This is a genomic window from Bdellovibrio bacteriovorus (assembly GCF_001592755.1).
In the GTDB taxonomy this organism is placed as follows: domain Bacteria; phylum Bdellovibrionota; class Bdellovibrionia; order Bdellovibrionales; family Bdellovibrionaceae; genus Bdellovibrio; species Bdellovibrio bacteriovorus_E.
Genome location: NZ_LUKF01000016.1, coordinates 202,771 through 227,824 on the forward strand (window position 1 = coordinate 202,771; position 25,054 = coordinate 227,824).

Consider the following 25,054-nt stretch of genomic DNA (forward strand, 5'->3'; position numbering starts at 1 on the left):
CTCATTTGATAGTGCCAGGGACTCCATCAAACATAAGTCCCAAAGAAAAATATCCACCTGAAAGATCTAATGTGTCGATACTGGTACTTGCAGAACCTGTTCGAGTGAAACCATCGACTTTGTTACTTTCGTAGCCACCTTCAAAAACCAGATAAAACTTTTTATAACCAATAGCGAACGAAGCCCCCGCAGCCGCATAAGGTGTCGCCACCCAGTCACCCGAGGCGCGACGAGTGAACTCTCCGTCTTGGCTCGCAGTTTTCACTTTTAACGTCGTATTACTTCCTCCGACGCCCGCATAAAGATCGAAATATAAAAGATCTGTTTTAAATAAGGGGACACGCGCCAATAGCAACATTGAATCTTGATCTATTTTGGCGCTGTAATCTGTCGAGGCATTTGCGGGATTTTCTTCCACGTCAGCCAAGCGTTTTGTGTATCTGACTCCCACATCTAAATAGCGATGTAACGGATAGGTGATTTCTATTCCTAGTCGATTGATGCTTTCAAATTTTTTAAGCCCTTGAGCTTCGATCGTCTCGTTGACGTTCTTAGGATTGATCGTTTCCATGCCCGCAAAGAGCCGACCTTGGACCGGAATCTCTTTCGCCGACGCCAGATCGAGGGAGGAAAAAAGAACAAAAGCAGCACTGACAACAACATGCGATAGACTCATGGAATTCCCTTACTTTGAGGTCTTAAGGATATGGAGCTTTTTGGGAGAGCTCAAGTCCTGAGACTCTTCCCACTCACCTAAGAGACAGTCCTCAATGGGAAACCTGCGTTTCAAATTCAACCAGTAAAGTAAATTAGATTGGGGACGTTGGGGGCAATCTACTGCCACCGTGGCAGTAGATTTTAAATTAGAACGTATACTTCCAACCAGCCCCAAATCCCGCCAAAGACCCGCGCTTAAAATCGATAGTTCCTGTACTGTCCGCCGCCGTCATTTCCAATCCTACTGAACGGACAAACAATTCTAACGTAAAGTTCGGCGACATAATCATACCCAATCCCAGATACGCACCCAAAGCTCCGGAGACACTCCACCACGTTGTTGAGGAATTGTAAGATAAAAATGGAGCCGAGTAATTCAAGCCGAAAGGAATATAAATATTCTCCCAACGATAGGCGATATTGCCTTCGAAAATCAGCAGCGTGAGTTCCGGAGAGTCGACAAGATCACCAGAAACAGTTCCACCTGGCCCCTCAACTTCGAGGGATTTTATTTTGCGTTTAGGCTCCCACAGAATGGACCCAACAAATCCCCATGATTGCGGATTTAATTTGGAATAACTTACGCCTAAGCCCGCCGAAGAATCCATCGTATAAGTGGTATCAACGTAGCCAGAGCCTGAAGTTGTGGAAACATAGGTGTCTTCGAATCGGGCTTTAGTAGCTGTGGAATAATAAAGCGAAACACTGACACGCGGACCGGTTTTGTCTGCTTCAGGAAGCAAGATGTCCGTGCTTTCAACCGTTTTGCCACTGGCTTTTAAAAGCGCTGGTTCGACAGGCATTCCTACTACCAATCCCGTACAATCCGCTGATTCCATGGTTAAAAGATTAGACTCTATATCTGTAAGCGACAATGAACACTGAGTTCCATCCTTCAATGTCACTAAATAAAGCTTTCCTTTTTCTAACGGGATAGGCTGGCTGGCTTCAACAATAACAACATTGTGACTGCGAATGATCTGCTTCACTTTATACGATACATTCGTAGGGGTTTGGGATGTTGCAACGGCACTATGCACAGGAGCAGAAGCTGAGGGAGCCAATTCCGGAGATGAACTTACACTGGGAACTGACGAGGTAGCAGGTACAGATGCCGCTGGTGCCGGTGCTTCAGGCGAAGGCGATTGAATTTCTTCTTGTCCCACCGCTAATGGAGATGCCGCCTCTTGCGCCATCAGGGGAGACAAAACTAAAAACGCTACTACAAAAGAAAGAACCTTCTTCACACGCCCTCACTACAAAAAATTGTTTAATTCATGATGGCAATGAAAAGGACATGAAGTTAAGTCAAAATAGTTTGTTTAGACCTAAACCTAGCTTGTTTATTCTTCGTCGGTGGTTTCAGGCTTTGAAGTCTGGGACAACTCATCCAAAGCCATTTCGGCGCGGGTTTTGTATCCCTTTTTTGTATTACAGTCTTTGCAGGATGGAACGCAGTTGTTCTTGTTGGACTTCCCACCTCGCGCGATAGGAATTAAGTGATCCATTGTGAGATCGGCAGGCTTAAATCTTTCGCCACAGTGATAGCAAAGGCCTTTACCCAGCTCTTGCTTCCACCATTGGCTTTGGCGCAGCTCGCGGGCCTTTGCTTTCTCACGTTTTTGGTGCTCAGGAGGAGCCGCCGAAAAGAAATAATCCATGGGGCTGTTATAGACTAAGTCCGGTCTGACCGCAAGTTTCTAGACCTTTGAAGAGCCGCGAATACCTTCATTTTTAGGGGATTTTTACCGATATCAACGTGAAGGAGAACGAGCGTATGTCAGTAAAAACCTTTAAAAAGGGCGAAGTGATCTATAAAGATGGCGACAAAATCACGTCCGTCTATCTTATTCAAACTGGTGCTGCCAATCAGTGTCTGATTCGTGGAAAAAAGACCATTGATTTGTTCCAGTTGGGCTCGTCTCACATCCTCGGAGATCAGGTGATTTTGGGTCAAAACACCCACCCTACTTCCGCGATCGCAACTACGGAAACAAAAGTTTTAGAAATCCCCGTTGAAACTTTGAAACAACAGTACGAGGGCGCTCCTCAGATGTTGAAGGTGATCATTAAGTCACTGGCCGACCGTCTTCGTCTGGCAGTGAATGATGTTCGCTCTAGCAAGCTTGAAAAAGATTCTTCTCCTTGTCCTGAAGACCAAGTAGCGAAAGCTTTTGGCGCTGTTTTCCATACCGCCAACCATAAGGGAGATCGCTCGACTCCCGGTCGCGTCGTTGTCGATTGGAATATGATGAAGCAGTACTCTCAACGTGTGATGGGTGAAGGCCCGAAACGTGTGGAGCAAGTCATCAACGTCCTTGTGAAATTGAAGCTCGCACTTTATGAAATGGGTAAAGCTCCAGACAATCCAGATGGACCGGAGGAGATTCAAAAAGTTCACTTCTTGGATTTGGGTCTTTTAGAAAGCTTCTTTGAATTCTATCAATATTACTATTTCAAAAATCGTTCAGATCTTTTGAAAGTCGATGAGCTTTGTCAGCAAATGCTCGACGCTCTTTTAAAACTTTGCGAGAACGAACAACCGGACCGCTTTGGTATCGTGGGTGTGGAGTTCGCAAAATTCAGCGAGCACTGCAAAAGTGAACTCGGTATTAACTTGAACAATGACCACTTTGCCCGCCTTGAAGGTAAAGGCGTGTTCATGAAGCGTAAAACCGGTAGCACCGGTGTTATTCTGCAATTTGAACTGAAAGAATTCCGCTCAGTCTTCCAAAGTTGGAAGATGCTTCGTGAAATTGAAAAATGGAACGAAAAAGGCTTCGTCGATATGGACGAAAAAGAAGACAAACCTAAGAAAAAGACCGTGGGCGGCCCAGCCTGCCCGGCGTGCGCCGTGGAATTGCAAGCGGGCGCGAAGTTCTGCCACGAATGTGGTCATAAAATAGTAGCGGCGGCATAAGATGAGTGAGGCCTTGATCGTTTTTAAAGCAGTTAGTACCGACTCTGATAAGCAAATGCTTTTACAAAAAGCTTTGGCGAAAAAAGAGACTCTTTATCTTCGTGATAAGTTTGATCGCACTATCGCTTTAAAACCGGTGAGTATCAACTCGAACAATCAAATCAAGTGTCATCATCCCGAAGACATGACGATGAACACGAATGAAAAAGACACCTTTACGGCGAGCTTTTCCATCAGCGGAGAGAAATATCTTTTCGAAACTCATCCGGTCGTGTCTGAACACTATGTGACTTTGACGGTGTTAAACCTGTTCCACTTACAAAGACGTCGCAACTATCGCTATGTGATGCCGGAAAATTATTCGGCGGAATTTGTTATTAACTATTTGAACCAGTCCATCTGCTCTCACCCCTGCCGTCTGATTGATTTAAGCACGGAAGGTTGTGCGGTGGAAATCATGCAAGAAAGTGCAAATCTTCACCTAGAAGACTTGGTCGAAGCTGAAATCTTTCTAGGCGATCGTGAACCCATCATGGTTCAAGGTGTGATCAAAAACATCCGCGTGAAGGATGATACACAACTGGTGTTAGGTGTGGAATTCAATCACTTGGCGAACTCCAGTGAAGAAAAAATTGTAACGTCCCTCACAGATCTTCAACGCGAAATCTTTTTTAGAAGAAAAGCGGCTTAAAAGGGGCCAAACCCCTTTTTAAAGATGTCGGATTTCAGCAGGTTTATTAAACCAGTTGTTATTCAAACCATCAAAATACGTCACCGGCGCATCAATCAGCTCTTGAGCATCAACATCATCCAGGCATGCAAGTGCAATAGACACGAATGCTCCGCCGATTTCTTCGACATGCCCCCGACCAAACGGACGACATCCACAGTTTTTGCAAAAAAGATGATGCCCGCTGAAGGTACCAAATTGATAGTCTGAAAGACTTTCTTGGCCCGCAAGCAATTCGAAGTTTTCAGGCTTGATAATGACGCTCCAACTGCGCACTTTGCGGCAATAAGTGCAATTGCACCTTCCGGTCCCTTTGCTAAGATCTATTTTGGCTTTGATCTTGACTGATCCACAATGACAACTGCCGTGATAAGTTTTTTCTGCCATATAAAACGTCCTTTCAAAACTCTTTAGTAATTTCAGTGTAGGTTTAAATATGTCAAAATATGGCATATTTGTTTTTAAAAGAAGATTATGGCTAAAAGCAGTTATCAAAATAAAAAAGATCGAATGGACCGCCTTTTAGGCCTTCTGAAGGCAGAGGATCACTCTACCAGTTTGGCCCTGGCAAAAAAACTGCGTGTGAGTCATCGCACTTTAATGCGCGACCTGGAAGAACTTAAAGCTTCGGGTATACCTGTCGAAGCGGATCGTGGACGCGGCGGAGGCTTGCGTTTAAATGCCCAGTGGGGTTTAGGTCGTCTGCAAGTGAACTACAAAGAATCTTTAGATCTGCTTTTGTCCTTAGCGATTGCGGAAAAATTTAACTCACCGGTACTGCTTTCCAGCGTGAAATCATTAAGAGATAAAGTGTTTCAATCCTTTCCCGAAGAACACCGTAAGAAATTGCAGCTGATTCGAAAAAGAGTCCGCATAACCACTTACGCTGACGAGAGCGTGCGTGCAACGTATGATAACGTTCCCGCCCCTGTACAAAATGCTTTGCATGAAGCTTTTTTTGAAATGCGATGCCTTAAGATTGCCTATCGCGATGAAAAGAAAAACATCACAGAACGTTTGATAGAGCCTCACTATCTGCTGCTCAGTTTTCCCCTCTGGTACGTCATGGCTTGGGACCATCTCCGTCAGGATCTAAGATCCTTCCGCGTGGATCGCATTCAAAAAGCTTCTGTGCACGCACAAGAGACGTTTCACATGCACCATCAGGACCTCTTCCAGAAAACCTTACAGAAATTTTCTGAAAGCCTGTGATCGCACACTGGACGTCATGCTCTTAATCACGCACTCCCCTTTTTTATTCAATTCTCACGTTCTTTGCCGCAACCTCGAAGAAAACGCCCACGTTATCAAAAGGATCGTCATGGAAGAGATGATTGAAGAAGTCGAAGAAATGAATGAAGAAAAATCCAGCCTCTGGCCCTGGTTGATCGCGGGAGCCGCCGTCGGCGCAGCCTACGTCTATTTCACGCAAAGCGAATCCGGCAAAAGAATTACGGAAGATGCGAAAGAATACTTCCGCACCGGAACAACCCGCGACGATCGCCTGCAAATGAAAGTGTTTTCAGAATTAAGCCGAATACTAGGAGCGGGAAAAGAAATTCAAGTGCGGGCTGAAAAAGGCAGCATCATTTTAAGCGGAGCTATTTTAAGTGAAGCGCTTGAAGAAGTTCTTGTCTGCGCCAGACACATTCCCGGCGTCAAAAGCGTCATTAACAATCTCGAAGTTCGCCAGCAGCACTAATTCGCGGCTGTCATCTCAAATGCTTCCGCACTAGCGTGTGGGATAATAAAGCTTATTGTCCCACATACCTTCGTTGAAATACTGAATAGTCGCTTTTAACTTTTGTTCTAAGGCCGATTTACGAGCTTGCTGTTCCTCTGTGATCATAGATCCATTCAGCTCTTTCATGCCTTCACGATCTAACAATGAATACATCTGTGGCTCGCTGTGCCCTGGAGTCCAACGCAGGTAAAAGTCCTGAGCAAAAAGAAGATAGCGGCCATCAATAAAATTCACCGCAGACTTATCCCCGTCCACAAACATCGAACTTCCTAAATAGTTTTTATCCTTTTCAGGAATGCCTAAAAAATCCAAAACCGTCGGTGGAATATCAATTTGCTGAACAATCTTTTCCGTGTCCACTTGCGGAAATTCAAACGAAGGATGGTACAAGAAAAGCGGGATGCGATAACTGCCCAAATCATTTTCGTACTCTTTACGATAGTGCATGGATGTGTGATCCGCCGTTACGATGAAGAGCGTGTCCTTGTACCAAGGTTTTTTGGCAGCCTCTTCAAAGAACTTCTTCAAAGCAAAGTCCGTGTAAGCCACCGTTTTTAAAATCTCAATCGGTCCTTCCGGAAATTGATCCTTGTACTGCGCAGGAACTTTGAAAGGTTGATGCGACGACAGTGTGAAAACCGAAGTCATGAAAGGCTGAGGCACAGAGTCCAACTGCACCAGCATCCATTGCAAGAAAGGCTCATCCCAAATACCCCACACTCCATCATCATCCGACGGATTGTTGTATTCTTTCGAACCGAAGTATTTCTCAACCCCCGCACTTTGCATGAAGGAATCAAAGTACATTGTGCCGTTATGACCACCGTGGAAGAAACTCGTGGAATAGCCCTTCTGCGAAAGCAACGTCCCCAAGCCCAAAAAGTAGTTGGAAGTAAAGTGCGAAGAAATAAAAGGCTCGCTCATCAAAGCAGGGATTCCCGCCATGACCGCCCCGACGCCCTCAATCGAACGACGACCATTGGCATAAGCGTTTTTAAAGACCAAAGATTTTTCCATCAAAGAATCCATAAACGGCGTATAGCTTTTGCCATTCACGGGACCCAGGTATTCTTCTCCGAAGCTTTCTAAAATAATCAAAACGATATTCTGAGGCTTCGGCAAACGAAGACCTTCCATTTTAGAGCCGACAAAAGAACCGTTCAAATGCCTCAACATATCGTCTTTGTTTTCAAAGTACTTTTCTTGCTTCAGCCCTTGAGCACCGTAGCTTTTAATAAAAGTAAAAGACGAATTTAAAACTAGATTGTTTAATAAAGGCGCGGAAAACACATTCGCACTGACAAAATTCACGGGCTTGCTTTGTAAACCTCCGCGAATACCCACCACTGAAATCACGATCGCCATGAAAGACAAAAAGCCATGGGACAGCCAGTAACCCAAAGGTTTCTTTCTTTGCCCGGCCCAGTAAATGCCTTTTTGCTTTTTAAAACTGAACTTAAAAATGGCGAAAACAAATAAAGCCACCAAAGCCGTGTTAACCAGAAACAACAGCCAATAACTGGAAATAAAATTCCATATCTTACCCTGCATCTCGCCCATGATAAAAAGGCTGTCATAGGTAAAGCGGCGGCCGACGAAGTTGATAAACTCGGTATCGCCCAAATTTAAGATGAAAAGAGGGATTTGCAAGACGGTGAAACCCAAAGCCAAAAGCCATTGCCACCCTTTTTGCCAGCTTCGAGGCCAAGGAATCATCGCCAGCAAAATCAGCGGCGCAGAAAGACTTAAGACCGCCGAAATATCAAAGCGCAGACCGACAACGAAGGACCATAGGATGTCCGAGAGCTCCTTGGATTTAAAAAGGCTCCAATTCCATAGCAGAAACTCTACGCGCGCGAAGAAATAAAAAAGCAGGGCTAAGAGCGCTAAAGCAAAGACTTTTAGCAGGCGTGACGTCGGTCCAAACATACCGCCCATAGTACATCGACCGCCCGTGTCATTCAAGTGGACTTAGCTCGGTGCCTCTGCTACTTTCCCCCTCTATGACACCAGAACAAATGAAAGAAAGATTAGAATCTCACTACCAAGGCGCGAAGATCGAAGTTTACGATCTGACAGGCACTCAAGATCACTATGAAGTGTTCGTGGAAAGCCCTGTGTTCGCGGGAATGACTCGCATTCAACAGCATCAGCATGTGATGGCTTGCTTTGGTCCAGAATTAAAGACTGGCGAGGTTCACGCACTCTCAATCAAGACTAAGATTAAGTAAGTTTTTAAAAAGAGGTCCCCATGACAACTCATGAAAGAATTGATTCCATTCTAAACCAAAACAAAATCGTGCTTTTCATGAAAGGCACTCAACAATTCCCAATGTGCGGTTTTTCTGCACGTGCTTGCGCGATCTTGCAAGACATCGGCGTTCAATTTCACGACGTGAATGTTCTTGAAGATGAAGAAATCCGTTCAGGTATCAAAGAGTACGGCAACTGGCCGACAATTCCGCAACTTTACATCAACAAACAGTTGGTGGGCGGAAGCGATATCATGATGGAAATGTACCAATCTGGTGAGTTGCAAGAGCTTATAAAATAACATGAGATGTAATGTTGCCGTTTGGGACCGCATTTTAAGGTTTATTTTTGGCGTATTCTTAACAGCCTACGCCATTGCCGGCGGTCCTTTTTGGGCATACATCGGTTTGTATGGCCTCATCACTGCTGCTTGGGGCTTGTGTCCTGTCTACGCCTTCTTTAGAATAAGAACTCTGAAAGATTATCATCGCGCGATTCCTGACGAAGAATAGGATGTTGTATGTCCACGGCCCTCATCGAACTTGAAAGTTTTTTACAAAAAGACCAAATCAAAACCGACGAGGAAAGCCTCAAATACTGGGGTAAAGACTGGACAACTTATTTCGACATCAAAGCCACGGCGATTGTTTTTCCTCGCAGCACCGAAGATGTCGTTGCCATCGTAAAATGGGCGCGCAAAAATAAAATGGCCCTTGTTCCCTCAGGCGGACGCACGGGTCTTTCCGGTTCTGCCGTCGCCTCTCAAGGTGAAGTCGTTGTCTCTTTTGACCAAATGAACAAAATCAAAGATTTCAGTGCTGTCGATCAATCCGTTGTGATTGAGCCCGGTGTTGTCACTGAAGCTTTGCAAGAGTTCGCTCACTCTAAAAATCTTTTTTATCCCGTAGATTTTGCAGCAACAGGTTCTTCCCAAATGGGTGGCAATATCGCTACCAACGCGGGCGGAATTAAAGTTGTACGCTATGGTTTAACTCGCGAATGGATCATTGGACTTAAAGTCGTGACCGGCGCTGGAGAAGTTTTAGAACTTAACAACGGCCTTGTGAAAAATGCGACAGGGTATGATCTTCGCCACTTGTTCATCGGATCTGAAGGTACGTTGGGATTTATCGTGGAAGCGACAATTCGTCTGGCTCCCGCTCCTCCACCAATGAAAGTTTTGGTGATGGCGGTCAGTGGACTTGATGCTGTGATGAAAATCTTCGCGGAATTTAAAACGAAGACATCACTTGTTGCGTTTGAGATGTTCTCAGACAAGGCGTTGAACAAAGTATTAGAAAATACGGGCCTGCCAGCTCCACTAGAAACGAAAGCTTCATTTTACGTCTTAGCTGAAGTTGAAACTCGCAACGAGCAAGATGAAGAACACGCTTTGGGTGTTTTTGAAAAGTGTTTGGAAGAAAGCTGGGTCCTGGACGGAGTGATCAGTCAGTCGGACGTCCAAGCGGCGACCTTCTGGCGCTACCGCGAAGATATCTCTGAGTCGTTAGCCAAATATTCTCCGTACAAAAACGATATCGCCGTGACTATTTCTAAAGTGCCTCCATTCATGGAAGATTTAGATAAGGTTTTGGCGCAAGCCTACCCAACTTGGGAAGTCGTATGGTTCGGCCACATCGGCGATGGGAACTTGCACATCAATATTTTGCGCCCTTCGGGAATGAGTAAAGAAGAGTTCGTGAACGAGTGCCGCAAGGTCGACATCATGGTTTTTGAAACGGTGAAAAAATATAAAGGATCTATTTCCGCCGAACACGGTGTGGGTATGACAAAAAGATCTTTCTTGAACTACACCCGCTCCGAGGCCGAGATCGAAATCATGCGATCAATCAAAAAAGCATTTGATCCCGACATGATTATGAATCCGGGAAAAGTCATATAAGATAAGAATAGACTCACATCCGAGACTAAACAACGTTTCAACAACGGACTAAAGACGTTACCGCGGATGACAGTGGAGCAACTATCACGATACGGCATAGTTTTACTTCGAGAAATTTTCTGAATATTCCGAAAAGGTTCATAGGGCTAAGAACCTTGTTAGGAAAAATTCATGAGAACTCTACGGTACGTGACTTTATGTGTAGGACTTTCGCTGACTCTGGCGGGATGTTCAATCAACACCTCTCTTTTTGGAAGTTCCAAGGATCTGCCATCTCAAGGCGACAATCTGCAAGCGGTCAAAGGAAACTTCCCGCTGATGACACCTTTCACCGGTCAATTTAAAAACTACCTGCGAGCAGCTCCAAATAAAAAATTCGTGTTCGCAAGCTTTTTCAATGACGTCTACATCGTTTCAGAAACGGGAACCTACTTAAAAAGTTTCACTCCTGCGGATGTCTTCAATATTGAAGGCTTGGCGGTCGATACAAGTGGTAACATCTATATCGCCGGTGCGGCAGCTTCACCGAATGAAAACACTCATCGCTTCGTTAGAAAATACGATATCGACGGAAACTATCTTGGTGAGATCGTGACCTTCGGAGATGAAGATCCGGGTGCTGGCGTCTATGTACCACTTCCTAAACAACCCCGTATCGGTGCCGATGGTTCCATTTACGTAGCCTTGAACGCAGAAATTCGCAAATACAACTCTGCCGGCGTACAACAACTTATTTTTGGTACCGGTGTTCAAGGAGCCAACGACGGAGAGATTAATGGTGCTCCCGTCTTTACAGTGAACAACGACGGAAGTATTTACGTGGCCGATATGTGGTCGGACCGTGTGCAACTTTTTAACGCCGATGGGACGTTCAATTCTAAATTTACTTGGCCAAGGCAAATTGCCATGTCGATGCTAGAAGACCTGCAAAAAAATCCCGATGGAAACTTCCTCCTGACCGAACGCATGGGGAGTGAGGCACGCATTACTTTTTTTGATCCGACGGGGACTCTCTTATTTTCTTTGAATGGTTCCGAAGGTGGCGGCGCGGCTTGGGGCACAAGTGACCTGACGACCGCGACTGTATCAGACACTCGTCTGTACGTCGGCTACCAGGATGGTGTATATGTCTTTAACGCTTCGACTGGAGCCTATGTTAAAGACTATCTTCCAGGCATGAAGAATCCGACAAGCGTGGTTCAAGCTAAAAATGGACATTTCTATGTCGGAACAGATAAGGGTGTAGAGCAGTTTAATGCCAAAGGAGATTGGCAAAGAACTTTCGGTCCCGTGGCACAGATTACATCGCTTGCCGTGACGAGCAAAAACGTTCTTTATGTTGCGAATGCCTCCACCCCGACGACTCTTAATAAATACGATCTTGATGGCAATCTTTTGGGAACGGTTGTTGTCCCGGGTTTGGCTCTCCCCTATAGCATGTCCGTGGACGCCAGTGACAACATCTATATCGCCGATATTGGTGGCGGTGGTCTGCAAATCTTATCAACGGCTTTGGAATCAGCGACAACATTTCCGGGAGTGATCGGAACCCCCTCGGGTGTTCATTGCGCCAAAGACGGCAGCATTTTAGTTTTAGATTTTGATGGAGCCAAGTCGACTCCCAAAAGATTCAGCGCCGCCGGCGCTCTTTTAGACACTTTCGATGCAGCGGGCGCCGATATTGACGTAGGTGTTGCTTTGGGGATTACCCAGGTCGGTAGCGGTCGAGTCTATATTGCCGGCACCATAAAAAACAAAATCTATGAGTACGAAGCCGATGGTACGTACGTCACAAACTTTGGCAGCGCTGGAACGCAGCTAAATCAATTCAACCAACCCTGGAGCATTTTTGCTGACGCCTTCGGAAGTTTATTTGTCGTCGATAAAAGCAACGATGCCGTGAAAAAGTTTAAAACCGACGGCACGCTGCTTTACGAATAGTTTTTTTCCAAACTAACTTTGGAACATTTTTTTGATCTTATCTCGATCCGTGCCGTGATACTGAAATTCACGGCGCGACTGAACTTCATCGGGATTCAGAGTGCTGATTCTGCCGTTTCTCATTAGAACTTTTCCGCGCGCGATCACATCGCGAATAGTGAAGTTCTTTTTTTCAACAATCACCAGATCGGCGTCTTTTTTTACTTCCAGGCCACCTTTGGAATGCAACTTCAGCACATTTGCAGTGTAAGAAGTGAAATGCGGCAGCACATCTTCTAGATTCATTTTATATTTCAGATGGCATTCACGCAGCTGCGCAAAAAGACTGTCGGGTGAGTTTATCGAAGCATCCGTCGACACGGTGATTCGATCTTTCTTCGCTCCGTACCCAAGAATTTTTGTCAGGCATTCATGCAAGTTCCCTTCAGTCGTATCCAGATCGACGAATCCATCTTTTGTCGTGAACTTCGCAGCGTCTTTCATCAGACCCTCCGTTCTCCCGACATGCGTTGGATAAATACAGTTGGAGGGAAGATCAAATTCTTCCATCAACTTGAAAAGAATCTTCATACCTTGCTTTTTGTCCCCCATATGAAAATGAGTGACTCCGGCTTTTTTAGACAACATCCCAGCGACGCGACCATCGCTGACAACACGAGCCAAGTCGTGAGCGTCAGGGTCTCTAGAGCGATCATCGGCAATGGCGACTTCTCCCACTCCTATAATTTCTTTGATAAAAAGAATATCCGTTCGAATGTCCTGAGTGAGGGTGCGGGGCGGAACCTCGTAGCCTCCGGTATAACAAAAAGCACTGATGCCAGCTTCGTCCGTCGCTTTGACCTTGGCCAAAAGATTCGCCATATTTTTGGTGACCGTGTCAGATCCAAGGCACCCCACAACACTCGTAATGCCACCTTTGATCAATTCATAAAATTCGATGTTGGGCGTCTGTGAAGAGAAGCCTTCTTCCCCACTTCCACCTGACAAATGTTCGTGAGGATCTATCAAGCCTGGAATAACCAGGCATTCCGTACAATCAATGATCTGAAGAGCTGGATCTAATTTTTCTAAGGTAAATGGGTCGACCTGAGGTCCGATGTGCAGAATCTTTTCCTCACCAATGACAATGTCCCTGTGACCGAGGAATTGAGGATCATATATTTCAGCATTCCGTATCAGAATCATGATCTCCTCCGTGCAAATGTTGATTATTTCACAGAGGAGATTTTGCTAACAGAAGAGCTTTGACAAAGGCTAGTAAACAACCCGAGTGCGGATGGAACGTGACAACTTACCAATGTCAGCGGCCAAAGCTTGCGCTTGCGCCGAGTGAACGTCCATAACTAGGTAACCAATTTTTTCGTCAGTTGACAGGTACTGTCCTTCGATATTGGCACCCGCTTTAGAAATCAAACCGTTGATTTCACCTAAAACCCCGGGTTCATTTTTGTGAACATTCAAGATACGGGATGCTCCTTGCTTCACTGGCAAATCGACGTTCGGAAAATTCACCGCTCCCGACGAAGAACCAATTTTAAGATAGCGACGGAAACTTTCTGCGACCTCCATGCCGATGGCATACTGAGCTTCTTCCGTGCTTCCCCCGATGTGCGGGGTCAAGATGACATTGGGAACGCCTTGAAGCGGAGACACAAATTTTTCTTTATTCGAAGCCGGTTCTTCAGGAAATACGTCGATGGCACAGCCTGCAAGGTGTTTTGATTTAAGCGCGTCGACCAAGGCTTCAATCACGACCACTGTACCACGGCTGGCATTGATCAAGTGGCTTCCCTTTTTCATCATCTTCAGTTCTTTTGCACCAATCATGTCCTTGGTCTCTGAAGTTTCAGGCACGTGCAAAGTCACGAAGTCAGACACTTTCAATAATTCCTCTAACGAGGATTTAGCGACAGCGTTTCCTAACGGAAGTTTTTTGATCACATCATAAAAAACGACCTTAAGTCCCATAGATTCAGCAAGAATACTGACTTGGCTTCCGATATGACCGTAACCAACAATCCCTAAAGTTTTGCCACGCACTTCGCGAGAGCCGTCAGCGGATTTCACCCACTCTCCGACATGGGCCTTCGTGTTTCTGTCACCCAATTGACGAGAGAGCGAAATCATTTCGGCAATCACTAATTCGGCGACCGATCGGGTGTTCGAATGAGGCGCATTGAAAACGGGAACTCCCGCTTCGCGCGCAGTCATTAAGTCGACCTGATTTGTACCAATACAGAAACAGCCAATCGTTGTCAGATGAGGATTGCTTTTTAAAACATTGGCCGTGATTTCGGTTTTAGAACGAATGCCCAGAACATCGTAATTGGGAAGAATTTTAAGCAGTTCCTCTTCAGAAGGTGCATGAGGAATAAGATCCACTTTGTACCCTTCAGAAACCAAAGTTTGCTGCGCTACCGGATGGATGTTTTCTACAAGAAGAATTCTAAGAGCGCTCACTCGCACCTCCGCTAGATTTAGTTTAATCCGCCGGTTTTATAAGTCATTTCAAAAATGCGCCTGCCACAGAGCCAGTCCTGCTGACGAAGTGCGCAAAGTATAGTCAAAGTCATATTCCCAAGAGAGACTAAACACCTATGGCAACAACTCGAGTATTTTCTCTACTTATCGTCGATGATGACCCGTTAGTTCAACAATCGTTGAAGATGTGTTTGCCGAATCATTGGAAAGTTTTTTCTGCGCCGACTTTGGAAGCGATTCAATATGAACGCTTTTATCATGCCGCTTTCGTCGACATGCATTTAGAACCCGGCACTACCAAAGCCGCGGGTCCGCAAGTTATCGAAAAATTAGTAAAGCATAACAATCAACTTGAAGTGGTGGCGATGTCCGGGGACTTAAGCCGCTCTTTGATGGAAAGCTGCTTAAAGGCCGGAGCCCAACGTTTTCTGGCAAAGCCCTTGATGCCTGAAGAGATCTTACTGATCTTAGAAAAAATTGAAGCCCTGTGGGATTTGCGCAGTGTGGACCCGAGCTCTTCTCGCCACACCACTCGTTGGGTGGGGAATTCTGCCGCTTCCATGAAAATTAAAAAGCGCATTGCTGATCTTCGTGGAGAAACAAACGCTGTTCTTATCGAAGGCGAAACGGGTTGTGGAAAAGAAGTTGTCGCAAGACTTCTGCACGAACAAGAAGGCGACAGACCTTTTATTGCTGTCAACTTAGCAAGTATTCCCGAAAATCTTTTTGAGTCAGAAATGTTTGGCCATGTGAAAGGCGCTTTCACCGGAGCCGATCAAAACAAAGTCGGCCTGACAGAAGCTGCTAACGGCGGGGATCTTTTTTTAGACGAAATCGAAGCCTTGCCTTTATCCCAACAGGCAAAACTTTTGCGCTTTTTAGAAACCGGTGAAGTACGCCGTGTGGGTGCAAAAGAAAGTACGATTGTAAAAACGCGCGTGATCGCGGCCAGCAATCGATCCTTAGAAAAAATGGTGGCGGCCGGTGAATTCCGCGAAGACTTGCTTTATCGCCTGTCTTCTCAGCGCATTGAACTGACACCTTTGCGAGAACGTCTTGAAGACATCGATGAACTCGCCAAACATTTTCTAGAAGCTGAGCGCCCTCGCCGCAACAAGACCATTGCTGACGACGGACTGAACGCTTTAAAAAAATACAACTGGCCCGGGAATGTTCGCGAGCTCAAACGCGTTTGCGAACAACTCAGCCTGACTTCTCCCCTTCCTTTCATTCGCGAGGAAGACGTCGCTGCCTGGTTGAAACCGGCGGCGACCGCACCGGGAGCTCCTTCTTACACAGCTATTGATTTCAACAAAGGACTGAACACTCTTGTCGAAGAGTTTGAAGCTCACACCATTCGCACTTGTTTAAAACAAACCCGCGATGTGGAAGAAGCCGCGAAAGTCCTGCAAGTGTCTCGATCCAATCTTTACAAGAAGATCAAGGACTACAAAATTGACGAGGAACCATCGTAATGGATTTTTTTGATTTTAGTTTTCCCATTCGCATCTCTATGCCCACAGCGTGGGAAAGTCATATTTATCGCCAAACAGTTTTGATCGTTCTTTCTATCATCTTTGTTTCCGGTGCTATCACGTTCTTCTTCCGCAATAAGAACTATTACTTTGTTCAATCCTGGGCGAGCATTAAGAGCTGGTTGGTTGCAGCTCCTTTGATGTTTATTGTGATGGGTCTGCCTGAGCCTTGGCCGTTGGTGTTCTTGACGGCGCTGGCGATTTTGGGTGCCAAGATTTTCTTTCAGATCATGGGGATGTTCCATCGCAGTAATTTCGTCCTGCTTTGTTATGCGGGCATTATTGGATTGGGAATCTGCGCATGGTACGACCGTATTGATATTTACAACTCCATGCCGATGATCGTGCTGGGAGCCAGCTGTCTTGTCCCGTTGATTCGCAATTCTTATAAACGCATGATTCAGTACATGTCTTTGACTTTGCTGGCCTTCATCTTCTTAGGTTGGTCATTCATGCACTTGGGACTGATTCTGAAATTCCCGAATGGCGTTTACCAAGTGATGTATCTTGTGATCCTGACAGAGTTCTGTGACAACACAAACTTAGCTGTGGGTCGCTACATTGGCGGTTGGAGAATGTTCCCTGGAATCAATCCACGTCGTACCGTAGGCAGTACCGCGACGTCGATCCTTCTGACTTTATTCCTTGCAGGCTCGATGCGTTTCTTACTGCCGGACGGATCTGACAAGTATTGGTTGGCTTCAGGCCTGGTCGCTTCTTTAGGAGGCTTCGTGGGGGATCTTGTGATGACAGTGGTTCGTCGTGATGCCGGAATGAAAACAGTGGGCCCTTTCATTATCGGTCGCGGAGATTTCTTACATCGCGTGGACAGACTGATCTTCGTCGCACCTATTTACTATTACGTGATGACGGTCATTCTATGAAGGATTGGAACTACGAAAATGAGCAGTGGACCAAGCTGCCGACTTACTTAAAACACCTCCCGCTGTTCACGCGTCACATCGACATGTTCAGCGTGTTCATGCGTTTTCTGTGGTCGATCTTTCTTAAAAACGTGGCCTTTAAGTTTTACATTCGCCTTCAAGTAAAGGGCACGCCATTTAAAGAAATCTATCGCACACAACCGAAGCTTATTATTATCAGCAATCACGCCAGCCACTTGGATGCGGTTTCTATTGCGGCGTCCATTCCGCGTCGCTACTGGTTGAATCTTTATATCGCAGCGGCAAAGGACTATTTCTTTACCAACGCCCTTTTCACCTTCTTTTCTAAACACTGCTTGGGAGCCATCCCCATTGATCGCAAAGACCGTCGCGGTGAAGCCATCAATTTGATTTTGAAGCTTTTGACAGAGCTTCCGCGCATGTGGTTGATCATTTTTCCGGAAGGAACCCGCTCTAAAGACGGAAAAATTCAGGAATTCAAACGAGGCGTTTCCATCTTTTCAGAACGCACACAAACGCCGCTTTTATTCACATATCTAGAAGGCAATATGGAGCTATGGCCTAAAGGGCAGCCCATTCCTCTTCCAGGAAAACTGGTTTTGCACGTTGGTCCGGTTCATCCCCCCGGCCCGATTCAGCAGGTGTATGCTGCTTATAAGCAGTGGGTGCTGACGATCAATCCAAACGCATTCCATGCTGCGACCACAAGCGAAGGCGAAGGAGAAGCAAAAGATGACTCCGAACAAGTCTGATATCGAAAAGACATCATTGAAAATTGGCCCCTATCAAATCTGCCCTATTCCGACCGGTGAATTCGGCTTAGATGGTGGCGCTATGTTTGGGACAGTTCCCAAAGTATTGTGGGAACGTTCAAATCCGCCGGATGAAAAAAATCGCATTCCCATGGAAGCTCGAGGGCTTTTACTTAAGTCCCAAGGCCTGAATATTTTGATCGATACCGGCAACGGCCTAGGGAAAGACTTCGTCGCAAAATACGGAGAGAAATTAGGAACGAAGTTTGCCGAGATGTACAACATCGACGACAGCGGCCCTTCTCTTTTAAAATCCCTGAACAGTTTTGGTTTGAAACCTGAAGACATTCATCACGTGATTCTGACTCACCTGCATTTTGATCATGCCGGTGGTGCGACGACAGAAAAAGACGGAAAGCTTGTTCCCACTTTTCCCAAAGCTCAATACTGGATTCAAAAAGGCAATTTAGAAACGGCCAGCAAGCCCAATCTTCGCGAGCGTGCCAGTTATTATCCAGCAAACTTCCAACCACTTATGGACGCTGGTGTTTTAAATATCTTAGACGGAGAAAAAGAAATTCTTCCTGGAGTTTCGGTCCTTCTTTCTCACGGTCACACCCAAGCTCAACAAATGGTGAAAGTGACGGATGGAAATGCGACCTTGCTTTACTGTGGTGATGTCGTACCCACAAGCTCTCACGTGAAGATCCCTTGGTTGATGGGTTACGACTTACACCCGTTGACATTGATGGAAGAAAAACAAAAGTACCTAAGTCAGGCGGCGGATCAAAAATGGTATTTGTTTTTCGAGCATGATCCCTACTGTGACGCCGCCGTGATCGAGCGCAATGGTCACGATTTCGCCGTCCAAAAAAGATTTCTGCTTTAGGAAAGAATTAGGCGGACTTCATTAAAGCATGCTATTGTCGGCTTAATGAGTCCGTTGTTCCAATCTTTAAGATTAAAAACCCTTGGTGAAGTCCTGAAGGACACCCTTCAGCAAATGCGCGACGGAGAAATCCAGCTTGTGGCGGCTTCATTGGCATTTTCAACGGCCATCGCCTTGGTTCCATTTATTGCCGTGGTGCTTGCGACTTTTCAATCTATCGGGGGCCTTGAAGCCTTTTATCCGCAAGTCGAGTCCCTGCTCTTAAGAAATATTCGCGAAGCTGCCGGCTCTGACGTCACAAAGTTCATTCGTATTTTTCTAAAAAACATCAGTGCCGGGAAATTGGGAACGACAGGAGCCGTGCTTCTTTTTATCACTTCGATCCGCATGCTTTTGGATATGGAAGTGGGCATTCACCGTGTTTGGAATCAAAAGAACACAAGACCTTTTTATAAACGCGTGATCTATCAGTGGGGTCTCATTCTTTTGATCCCGGTGTTACTTGCGGTGTATGTGGGATTCCAGTCTTTAGAACAATTTCAGTTCGTTCATCGCGTGGTGCCGGCGTTTGTTTCAAACTCTATTGTTTTGGTAGGCTCGTTATTTCTTATTTATAAACTTGTGCCGACGGTTTATGTGAAAAAGAGTGCCGCGTTTATTTCAGCGGTGGTTGCGGCCCTGGTCCTGTATGGCGTTCACAAAAGTTACGCAGCCTTGGCGTTGAAGTTTTTTGCTTACAATAAAATCTATGGTTCGTTTGCGGCCTTGCCTATCTTGCTGTTTTGGATTCTGACGATCTGGTACGTGATCTTAGCAGGCGTGGCTTTATGTGCGTCTCTTCAGAAACGTCACGTTGCTTAGCTATTTGCTTTGCCAGGTGTTTTGAAAGCTGTTGAGCCAGTTCCTTATTTTTCAAATGAATATAAAGCTGCGGATGAATTTCAACGTCTTCAACCAGCCAATTCCCCGTCCCCAAAGCCACTTCTTCCTTATCTTTGATCAAATACTTCGAATGCGTAAAGAAACTGCCCGGAGCAAAGTAAAGACTGTCGATCCCCTCTTCTTGCAAGCGTTCGATAGTTCGGCGGGTTCTTCTGACGTAGCTTAAAGCGAAGGCGGTGTGATGGTGAGCAAAACCTTTGATTTTGACTCCGCGACGGTGAGCTTCGATAAAGGCATCTCGAATCTCTTTATGATCAAAAAAATAAATTGAAAACTCTAAGGTCTTTTTTGCAGAGTGAATCATATCGACCAGAACATTTTTGAAATCTCCGTCGGCCAACATCGGGGGCTTGAGTTCAATGCCACCATGCCCACCACCCTGCCATAGGTATTCAAAGTAGCGATTGAATTCTTTGGCGATGGCTTTGTTGTCGATAAGAAGATTTGTCTCATAGTTTTTAACAATAGATTGGTGCGTGAGATTTGTAGAGCCGAAGAGCACGTAACGACCATCCACGCTAAAACCTTTTGCGTGAGTTTTCCCATACACGACTTCGATTCCGGCTCTTTTTAAGAACTGCGCCGTGACGATGTTTCTGTCCGAGGTGTCACGCACGCCTTCAATATAAAGACGAATGCGCAACTCAGGCTTATCGCGTTTCAGCTCTTTGATTTTTTCGGCAATTGTGTAGGGAGCTGTATTCATGTTCAGCTTTCCCGCGGCACTTCCGATGGCAAACGAATATGCCAGAATATTGATCTCGTTTTCAGCTTGATCCAGAAGTTTTAAAAGGGCGTTGAGATAGTCATTGTCCGTGACCAAGGCAGCGTCGCTGGCGATCTTTTTCTGTGTCATCAAGCCTCCGCCAAAATATTGTCTAAAGCTCGAATTTTAGATGCAAGAAAGAGCGAAACCGTCCGTCATTCGACACGAAAGATGATTAGATGCGTTGCGTAATTTTTAAGGGAATTAAGAGAGAAAATGGTGATTCCGGTACGACTCGAACGTACGACCCTCTCCTTAGAAGGGAGATGCTCTATCCAGCTGAGCTACGGAACCACGCTGTATCACATTGCTGTGAGCCTTCTTTATAGGGGTTTAGCTGAATGATTTCAAGAATTTCTTTGCTAAACCCCGGGGATTTAAAACAATTAGCTAGCTCAGTTAATGAGCCCACACGGAAACAGTCACCGGTTCACCTCTGCGCAGACTTTGCAATTCCAAACGCAAAGTACGCCCTTGAGCTGCCGGATGCGCCGTTAAGCGTTCCATCCCATAGCGATAGTCCCCTTGCAAAGCAAAGAGAGGAAACAATCCGCGATCCGAAATAAGCTCCACTCTTTGCAAGCGAGCCCCCGACGGATTCAAAATTTGCAGACGAAGATGTGTCGTTGTAGGTTTGCCCGGAATTGGACGGAGCATGATTTGTTGAAACGGAGAATGATCCGCGAAAACTGTCGTCTGTGCAACTTGGTGCCACGCCAACGCCGAGGACGTTGCTAATACCAAAGAAAAACCAACTGCAACTTGAGCCCACCATTTCATAGAAAACCCTCCGTTTCCTCAAGAACTAGTCGGCTCGTGCGAGGCTGTCAACTTTCCATCCAGTAAAAAAGCCTGCTTTGTGCAGGCTTTTTTGTTAAGCGGCGGATTTCTTTTTTGCTTCGCTATACTTCACATCAATTCCCATGATGTGAGCGCTCAGCCAAGTTTTCAAGAATTGGAAAAAGGCATCTGTTAAAACTCCACTCTTTTCAAATTCTGTTTTGAAAGTGCCCAGGCGTGCCAAAAGATCTTTGTGGATTTTTTTATGCACATTTGCTTGCGCATACTCCAACGTATCAAAGTATTTTTCTTCATGCTCAAAGTGAGTCACCGTCCAAGAGGCCAACTCATTCACAAGAGCTTTTAATTCTGTCGTCGAAGCTTTCGCCTGATTCTTTTCATAGAGGCGATTCATGATCTCAATCAGCTTCTGATGCTCGCGATCCATAGCATCGACGTGAGTGGTTAAACGTACTGGGTCCCATTGGAAAAATGATTGTGGCATGTGTTGCCTCCTTGATGTCCTCATTTTCGGCCGGGGTTGGAAGAAGCAATATGATGTGGATCATGTCCTTAAAAATTCTCATCTAGAGACGGACATTGGTCTTGCGCTAGGACGCTTGGTTGCCAGAGAAGTGCTTGTCTAATACCGCCTCAGATCGGCACGAAACTATATAATTTATATTTATATAGAACATGAATTCTTAATAATTTTTTTAATCCTGGATATCGACGATAGTAGTTCATGTAGGGCACAGCCAAAACTTAAAGGAGAACACTATGAAATTCCAAGTCGACCCTTCCCACTCAACAGCGAACTTCAGCATTAAACATATGATGATCGCCAAAGTTCACGGGGGCTTTGAAAAGATGTCTGGCACTTTAGAATTCGACGCTGCCAATCCGGCTGCTTCGAAAGTGGAAGCAACTATCGAAGCTGCAAGCATTAATACCCGCGAACCTCAAAGGGATGCACACTTAAAAAGCGCTGACTTCTTTGATGTTGAAAAATTCCCAACTATCACCTTCAAGTCAAAAAGCGTGAAGGTCGCTGGCGATGGAGAGTTGAAAGTTTTAGGAGACTTAACCATTCATGGAGTCACGAAAGAAGTGAACTTGGATGTGGAAGGCCCTACCGCAGAAATGAAAGATCCTTGGGGAAATATCAAGGTGGGTGTTTCTGCAACAACGAAGATCAATCGAAAAGACTTCGGACTGACCTGGAATGCCGCTTTAGAAACAGGTGGTATCTTAGTCGGTGACGACGTGACTATTTCGCTTGATGTGCAATTTGTAAAACAAGCTTAAAGGAGACACGATGAAGCTCCGAGAAAAATTCTTCAACCGACGTTTTTTCCTCTTTGGGCTTTCATCACTAGCGGCAGGCTGGGCCGCAAAAAAATATGGGCCTGGCTTTTTAGTGCCGGACAATGGAGGTTTTATGTTTGAACTACGCAAATCTAACGAACGCGGTTTTGCTGATCATGGTTGGTTGAAATCACGCCATACTTTTTCCTTCGCAGACTACTATGATCCCGAACACATGGGTTTCAGAGCTTTGCGAGTGATCAACGAAGACCGCATTGATGGTGGGACTGGCTTTGGCATGCACGGACATCGCGATATGGAGATCATCTCTTACGTGGTCAAAGGAGCTTTGGAACACAAAGACTCCAAAGGCAATGTGGCGGTGATCAAACCTGGCGACGTGCAAAGAATGAGCGCCGGTGCCGGTGTCATGCACTCCGAGTACAATAAAGCTCCGGATACTGAGACTCACTTTTTCCAAATTTGGATTTTGCCAGATCGTCATGGCACTGAGTTTGGATATGGACAGAAATCTTTTGAAGAAGATTTAAATTCCAAAGACATGGTCTTAGTCATCTCTAAAGAGGGTCGTGAGGGCTCTATCAGCATTAATCAAGATGCCGATCTTTATATCTCACGAATGAAAGCCGGAAAGAATCTTGAATTTAAAATGCGTCCTTCAAGACATGTATGGATTCAAGCCATCAAAGGACAAATCAACGTGAACGGCCAGACTTTAGAAATCGGAGATGCTCTTAAAATCAGCCAAGAACAAGTCTTGAAAATGTCAGCAAACCAAGACTCAGAGTTTATGCTTTTTGATCTAGCTTAAACGGTTTTACTGGCTTTCTGTCGACATCGAAAAGAAGCCCAAGGTCCGCTTTGGGCTTCTTCATTTTTTCAATGGACTATCTTTTCACGGGCGACAAGGATTCTCTTCCTGATACCATCCTGAAGGTCGTCTTTAGCTCTTTGTAGGCTTTGTGTTTCACCGAAAGCGGCTGACTGTATTCCTTCAAGAACAGCCGCCCCGATCTGACTTCTAGAATTTGCGTTGCTGTCGTCTTAGAATGACGATCTATAATTTCCCCAGTTCCCATATGATGTAAACCGGACAACGGGCCGTATGAGGTTAGATTGAATTCGGTTCTCCCTTCACACTTTTTAGCAGAAGTGCAGCTGCGATATGCTGTTACTAAAAGATCGGGACTGATTTCAAGACGGGCCCAAGTAGTATCCCCGGATTGGGATACCCAAGTTCCCACCAGTCGAGACTCTGCCTGGGCAGAAATTAAAAAGAATAGCATTAGGACAAAAGAGCATGAGCTTAATGTCTTCATAGACCTTCCTATTTTCAAATTAGGAAGGTCGAAAACTCATTTCAAATTACGAAAAATCCAGCTGTGACTTAGCAACAGGCGATCTCGCCTATTTGCTCTTTTTTGATTTTTTTGTGTACGTCGGCAAAGACTCACACTGCTTTAATAGCTGCTCCCAGATTATTTTTGCGACCGGCCCCATAGGCTTTAACTTCGAACGCATGATGTGCAAGTTCAGAGTGATGGGAACAATGGAATCGTGCTTAATTTCAATCACTGTTCCCTTACGAAGCTCATTCTGAACTTCGTAAGTCGCTAGGCGTCCCCACCCAAACCCATTCACCACAAGGTTCCGTTTTAGGGTGTGATCGGTGACAAAACATTTCGGCCCTTCGCTAAACATGCCCTTCGCGGCCTTGGACGGATCAAAGTTCTTTCCTCCGGTTTTAGACACGACGATTTGGCGATTATTACGAAGCCATGTGTAATCGACAGTCTCGTTTTTCAAAAGTTTTTTTGCCACTGCGGGAATCATTTTGATTTTAGAAAAAGGGACACTTTCAATTCTTTCGTCTTCGTTTATCTTCGGAGCAATAGCAAAGTCGGCATCGCCGTCCAAAAGAAATTGCATTCCTTCATCCAAGGTTTCCGTCTGAAAACTGAATTCAGTCACACTGGGTAACTGAGCACGTGCTTCAAAGACCGGTTGTACCGACTCAAACTGCACAAGAGGATCTAAGATGATATTCAGACGTGGCTCAATCGCCTGCGTCCCTAACTCTTTGCCTTTGACTTCAAGCTCGCGGAAAGTGCGCAAACAGTTCTGCGCCCAGCGGTAAAAAGTTTTACCTTGCGCTGTCAACGTGGGCCGATATTCATCGCGGTTGAAAAGCAAAACGTCGAATTCTTCTTCCAGTTTTTTAATCGCCACACTCAGGCTGGGTTGGGTCTTATGAAGTGCTTCGGCTGCTGCTTTAAAACTGCCTTTTTCAACAATCATTTCTAATGTGATCAACTGCTCAAACGTCATGGCCCGACAACCCCTTATCACTGGATCAAGGACTTCAGTAGACAATTGAAACACGCGGCTGTCATGAGTCCGTTGCGTATGAAGCTCCGGGCCATAATGCAAAATACAAGACATTCAAGAAGTTAACGCCTCAAACCTG

At 45.6% G+C, this 25,054-nt stretch carries 27 protein-coding genes and 1 tRNA gene; 16 read left to right on the forward strand and 12 right to left on the reverse strand.

Annotation, left to right across the window (positions count from 1 at the left end; all coding sequences use genetic code 11):
- Position 1: 1 nt before the first annotated feature.
- The 3 genes from AZI85_RS10610 to AZI85_RS10620 form a co-directional block, all read right to left on the reverse strand.
- Entirely contained in the window at positions 2-676 is a 675-nt protein-coding gene (locus AZI85_RS10610; protein ID WP_063244048.1) for a hypothetical protein, read from the reverse strand.
- Positions 677-863: 187 nt separating this feature from the next.
- On the reverse strand, positions 864-1,964 hold the full coding sequence (locus AZI85_RS10615) for a hypothetical protein (protein WP_063244049.1): 1,101 nt from the start codon (positions 1,962-1,964) through the stop codon (positions 864-866).
- A gap of 96 nt (positions 1,965-2,060) precedes the next feature.
- Complete coding sequence (locus AZI85_RS10620) at positions 2,061-2,378, reverse strand: HNH endonuclease (protein ID WP_063244050.1); 318 nt, start codon at positions 2,376-2,378, stop codon at positions 2,061-2,063.
- Positions 2,379-2,494: 116 nt separating this feature from the next.
- On the opposite strand from AZI85_RS10620, the gene AZI85_RS10625 reads away from it, so the two are divergent.
- Both AZI85_RS10625 and AZI85_RS10630 read left to right on the forward strand, forming a co-directional pair.
- Positions 2,495-3,637: a cyclic nucleotide-binding domain-containing protein gene (locus AZI85_RS10625; RefSeq protein WP_063244051.1), complete on the forward strand. Its 1,143-nt coding sequence runs from the start codon at positions 2,495-2,497 to the stop codon at positions 3,635-3,637.
- 1 nt (position 3,638) lies between these two features.
- Positions 3,639-4,328 carry a PilZ domain-containing protein gene (locus AZI85_RS10630; protein ID WP_063244052.1) on the forward strand — a complete coding sequence of 230 codons (690 nt, stop codon included), beginning with the start codon at positions 3,639-3,641 and terminating at the stop codon, positions 4,326-4,328.
- Between the two features lie 18 nt (positions 4,329-4,346).
- On the opposite strand, the gene AZI85_RS10635 is transcribed toward AZI85_RS10630, so the two are convergent.
- Positions 4,347-4,754: a GFA family protein gene (locus tag AZI85_RS10635; RefSeq protein WP_063244053.1), complete on the reverse strand. Its 408-nt coding sequence runs from the start codon at positions 4,752-4,754 to the stop codon at positions 4,347-4,349.
- 87 nt (positions 4,755-4,841) lie between these two features.
- On the opposite strand from AZI85_RS10635, the gene AZI85_RS10640 reads away from it, so the two are divergent.
- Together AZI85_RS10640 and AZI85_RS10645 are read left to right on the forward strand one after the other, a co-directional pair.
- Positions 4,842-5,579, forward strand: a complete 738-nt coding sequence (locus AZI85_RS10640; protein ID WP_063244054.1) for a helix-turn-helix transcriptional regulator — start codon at positions 4,842-4,844, stop codon at positions 5,577-5,579.
- Positions 5,580-5,688: 109 nt separating this feature from the next.
- Entirely contained in the window at positions 5,689-6,069 is a 381-nt protein-coding gene (locus tag AZI85_RS10645) for a BON domain-containing protein (protein ID WP_063244055.1), read from the forward strand.
- 30 nt (positions 6,070-6,099) lie between these two features.
- Here AZI85_RS10645 and AZI85_RS10650 read toward each other — a convergent pair whose 3' ends face one another.
- On the reverse strand, positions 6,100-8,049 hold the full coding sequence (locus AZI85_RS10650) for an LTA synthase family protein (protein WP_253720949.1): 1,950 nt from the start codon (positions 8,047-8,049) through the stop codon (positions 6,100-6,102).
- 80 nt (positions 8,050-8,129) lie between these two features.
- Between AZI85_RS10650 and AZI85_RS10655 the strand changes: the two genes are divergently transcribed.
- The 5 genes from AZI85_RS10655 (at position 8,130) to AZI85_RS10675 (ending at position 12,208) form a co-directional block, all read left to right on the forward strand.
- A complete protein-coding gene (locus tag AZI85_RS10655; protein WP_253696357.1) occupies positions 8,130-8,342 on the forward strand; it encodes a BolA/IbaG family iron-sulfur metabolism protein in 213 nt (70 codons plus the stop codon).
- A gap of 20 nt (positions 8,343-8,362) precedes the next feature.
- Positions 8,363-8,665, forward strand: coding sequence for a Grx4 family monothiol glutaredoxin (gene grxD / locus AZI85_RS10660; RefSeq protein WP_063244056.1), 303 nt, complete (start codon positions 8,363-8,365; stop codon positions 8,663-8,665).
- Position 8,666: 1 nt separating this feature from the next.
- The gene (locus AZI85_RS10665; protein ID WP_063244057.1) at positions 8,667-8,876 is read left to right on the forward strand and encodes a YgaP family membrane protein; all 210 of its coding nucleotides are present in this window, start codon (positions 8,667-8,669) and stop codon (positions 8,874-8,876) included.
- Between the two features lie 8 nt (positions 8,877-8,884).
- Positions 8,885-10,267 carry an FAD-binding oxidoreductase gene (locus AZI85_RS10670; protein WP_063244058.1) on the forward strand — a complete coding sequence of 461 codons (1,383 nt, stop codon included), beginning with the start codon at positions 8,885-8,887 and terminating at the stop codon, positions 10,265-10,267.
- 171 nt (positions 10,268-10,438) lie between these two features.
- The gene (locus AZI85_RS10675) at positions 10,439-12,208 is read left to right on the forward strand and encodes an NHL repeat-containing protein (protein ID WP_063244059.1); all 1,770 of its coding nucleotides are present in this window, start codon (positions 10,439-10,441) and stop codon (positions 12,206-12,208) included.
- 12 nt (positions 12,209-12,220) lie between these two features.
- On the opposite strand, the gene AZI85_RS10680 is transcribed toward AZI85_RS10675, so the two are convergent.
- Together AZI85_RS10680 and serA are read right to left on the reverse strand one after the other, a co-directional pair.
- A complete protein-coding gene (locus AZI85_RS10680) occupies positions 12,221-13,393 on the reverse strand; it encodes an amidohydrolase family protein (RefSeq protein ID WP_063244060.1) in 1,173 nt (390 codons plus the stop codon).
- A 69-nt stretch (positions 13,394-13,462) separates the two neighbouring features.
- Positions 13,463-14,668: a phosphoglycerate dehydrogenase gene (gene serA / locus AZI85_RS10685; RefSeq protein ID WP_063244061.1), complete on the reverse strand. Its 1,206-nt coding sequence runs from the start codon at positions 14,666-14,668 to the stop codon at positions 13,463-13,465.
- A gap of 137 nt (positions 14,669-14,805) precedes the next feature.
- On the opposite strand from serA, the gene AZI85_RS10690 reads away from it, so the two are divergent.
- The 5 genes from AZI85_RS10690 (at position 14,806) to AZI85_RS10710 (ending at position 19,631) form a co-directional block, all read left to right on the forward strand.
- Positions 14,806-16,164 carry a sigma-54-dependent transcriptional regulator gene (locus tag AZI85_RS10690; RefSeq protein WP_063244062.1) on the forward strand — a complete coding sequence of 453 codons (1,359 nt, stop codon included), beginning with the start codon at positions 14,806-14,808 and terminating at the stop codon, positions 16,162-16,164.
- Positions 16,164-17,108: a phosphatidate cytidylyltransferase gene (locus AZI85_RS10695; RefSeq protein ID WP_063244063.1), complete on the forward strand. Its 945-nt coding sequence runs from the start codon at positions 16,164-16,166 to the stop codon at positions 17,106-17,108. The genes AZI85_RS10690 and AZI85_RS10695 overlap by 1 nt, the downstream gene beginning before the upstream one ends.
- Positions 17,105-17,881 carry a lysophospholipid acyltransferase family protein gene (locus AZI85_RS10700; protein ID WP_063244064.1) on the forward strand — a complete coding sequence of 259 codons (777 nt, stop codon included), beginning with the start codon at positions 17,105-17,107 and terminating at the stop codon, positions 17,879-17,881. The genes AZI85_RS10695 and AZI85_RS10700 overlap by 4 nt, the downstream gene beginning before the upstream one ends.
- Positions 17,862-18,770, forward strand: coding sequence for an MBL fold metallo-hydrolase (locus AZI85_RS10705; RefSeq protein WP_063244065.1), 909 nt, complete (start codon positions 17,862-17,864; stop codon positions 18,768-18,770). The genes AZI85_RS10700 and AZI85_RS10705 overlap by 20 nt, the downstream gene beginning before the upstream one ends.
- Before the next feature lie 114 nt (positions 18,771-18,884).
- Complete coding sequence (locus tag AZI85_RS10710) at positions 18,885-19,631, forward strand: YihY/virulence factor BrkB family protein (RefSeq protein WP_063244348.1); 747 nt, start codon at positions 18,885-18,887, stop codon at positions 19,629-19,631.
- Here AZI85_RS10710 and AZI85_RS10715 read toward each other — a convergent pair.
- The 4 genes from AZI85_RS10715 to AZI85_RS10730 form a co-directional block, all read right to left on the reverse strand.
- Positions 19,540-20,568 (reverse strand): phospholipase D-like domain-containing protein, encoded by a 1,029-nt coding sequence (locus AZI85_RS10715; RefSeq protein WP_063244066.1) that lies wholly within the window; start codon positions 20,566-20,568, stop codon positions 19,540-19,542. The two genes, AZI85_RS10710 and AZI85_RS10715, sit on opposite strands and share 92 nt — an antisense overlap.
- 127 nt (positions 20,569-20,695) lie before the next feature.
- Positions 20,696-20,772: transfer RNA gene (locus AZI85_RS10720), tRNA-Arg, on the reverse strand.
- 105 nt (positions 20,773-20,877) lie between these two features.
- Positions 20,878-21,258, reverse strand: coding sequence for a hypothetical protein (locus AZI85_RS10725; RefSeq protein ID WP_063244067.1), 381 nt, complete (start codon positions 21,256-21,258; stop codon positions 20,878-20,880).
- Between the two features lie 94 nt (positions 21,259-21,352).
- Positions 21,353-21,763 carry a bacteriohemerythrin gene (locus tag AZI85_RS10730; RefSeq protein WP_063244068.1) on the reverse strand — a complete coding sequence of 137 codons (411 nt, stop codon included), beginning with the start codon at positions 21,761-21,763 and terminating at the stop codon, positions 21,353-21,355.
- A gap of 275 nt (positions 21,764-22,038) precedes the next feature.
- Between AZI85_RS10730 and AZI85_RS10735 the strand changes: the two genes are divergently transcribed.
- Together AZI85_RS10735 and AZI85_RS10740 are read left to right on the forward strand one after the other, a co-directional pair.
- On the forward strand, positions 22,039-22,566 hold the full coding sequence (locus tag AZI85_RS10735; RefSeq protein WP_063244069.1) for a YceI family protein: 528 nt from the start codon (positions 22,039-22,041) through the stop codon (positions 22,564-22,566).
- A gap of 133 nt (positions 22,567-22,699) precedes the next feature.
- Positions 22,700-23,398 (forward strand): pirin family protein, encoded by a 699-nt coding sequence (locus AZI85_RS10740; RefSeq protein ID WP_063244349.1) that lies wholly within the window; start codon positions 22,700-22,702, stop codon positions 23,396-23,398.
- Between the two features lie 596 nt (positions 23,399-23,994).
- Here AZI85_RS10740 and AZI85_RS10750 read toward each other — a convergent pair.
- Positions 23,995-24,915, reverse strand: coding sequence for a LysR family transcriptional regulator (locus tag AZI85_RS10750; protein WP_063244071.1), 921 nt, complete (start codon positions 24,913-24,915; stop codon positions 23,995-23,997).
- Between the last annotated feature and the right edge of the window lie 139 nt (positions 24,916-25,054).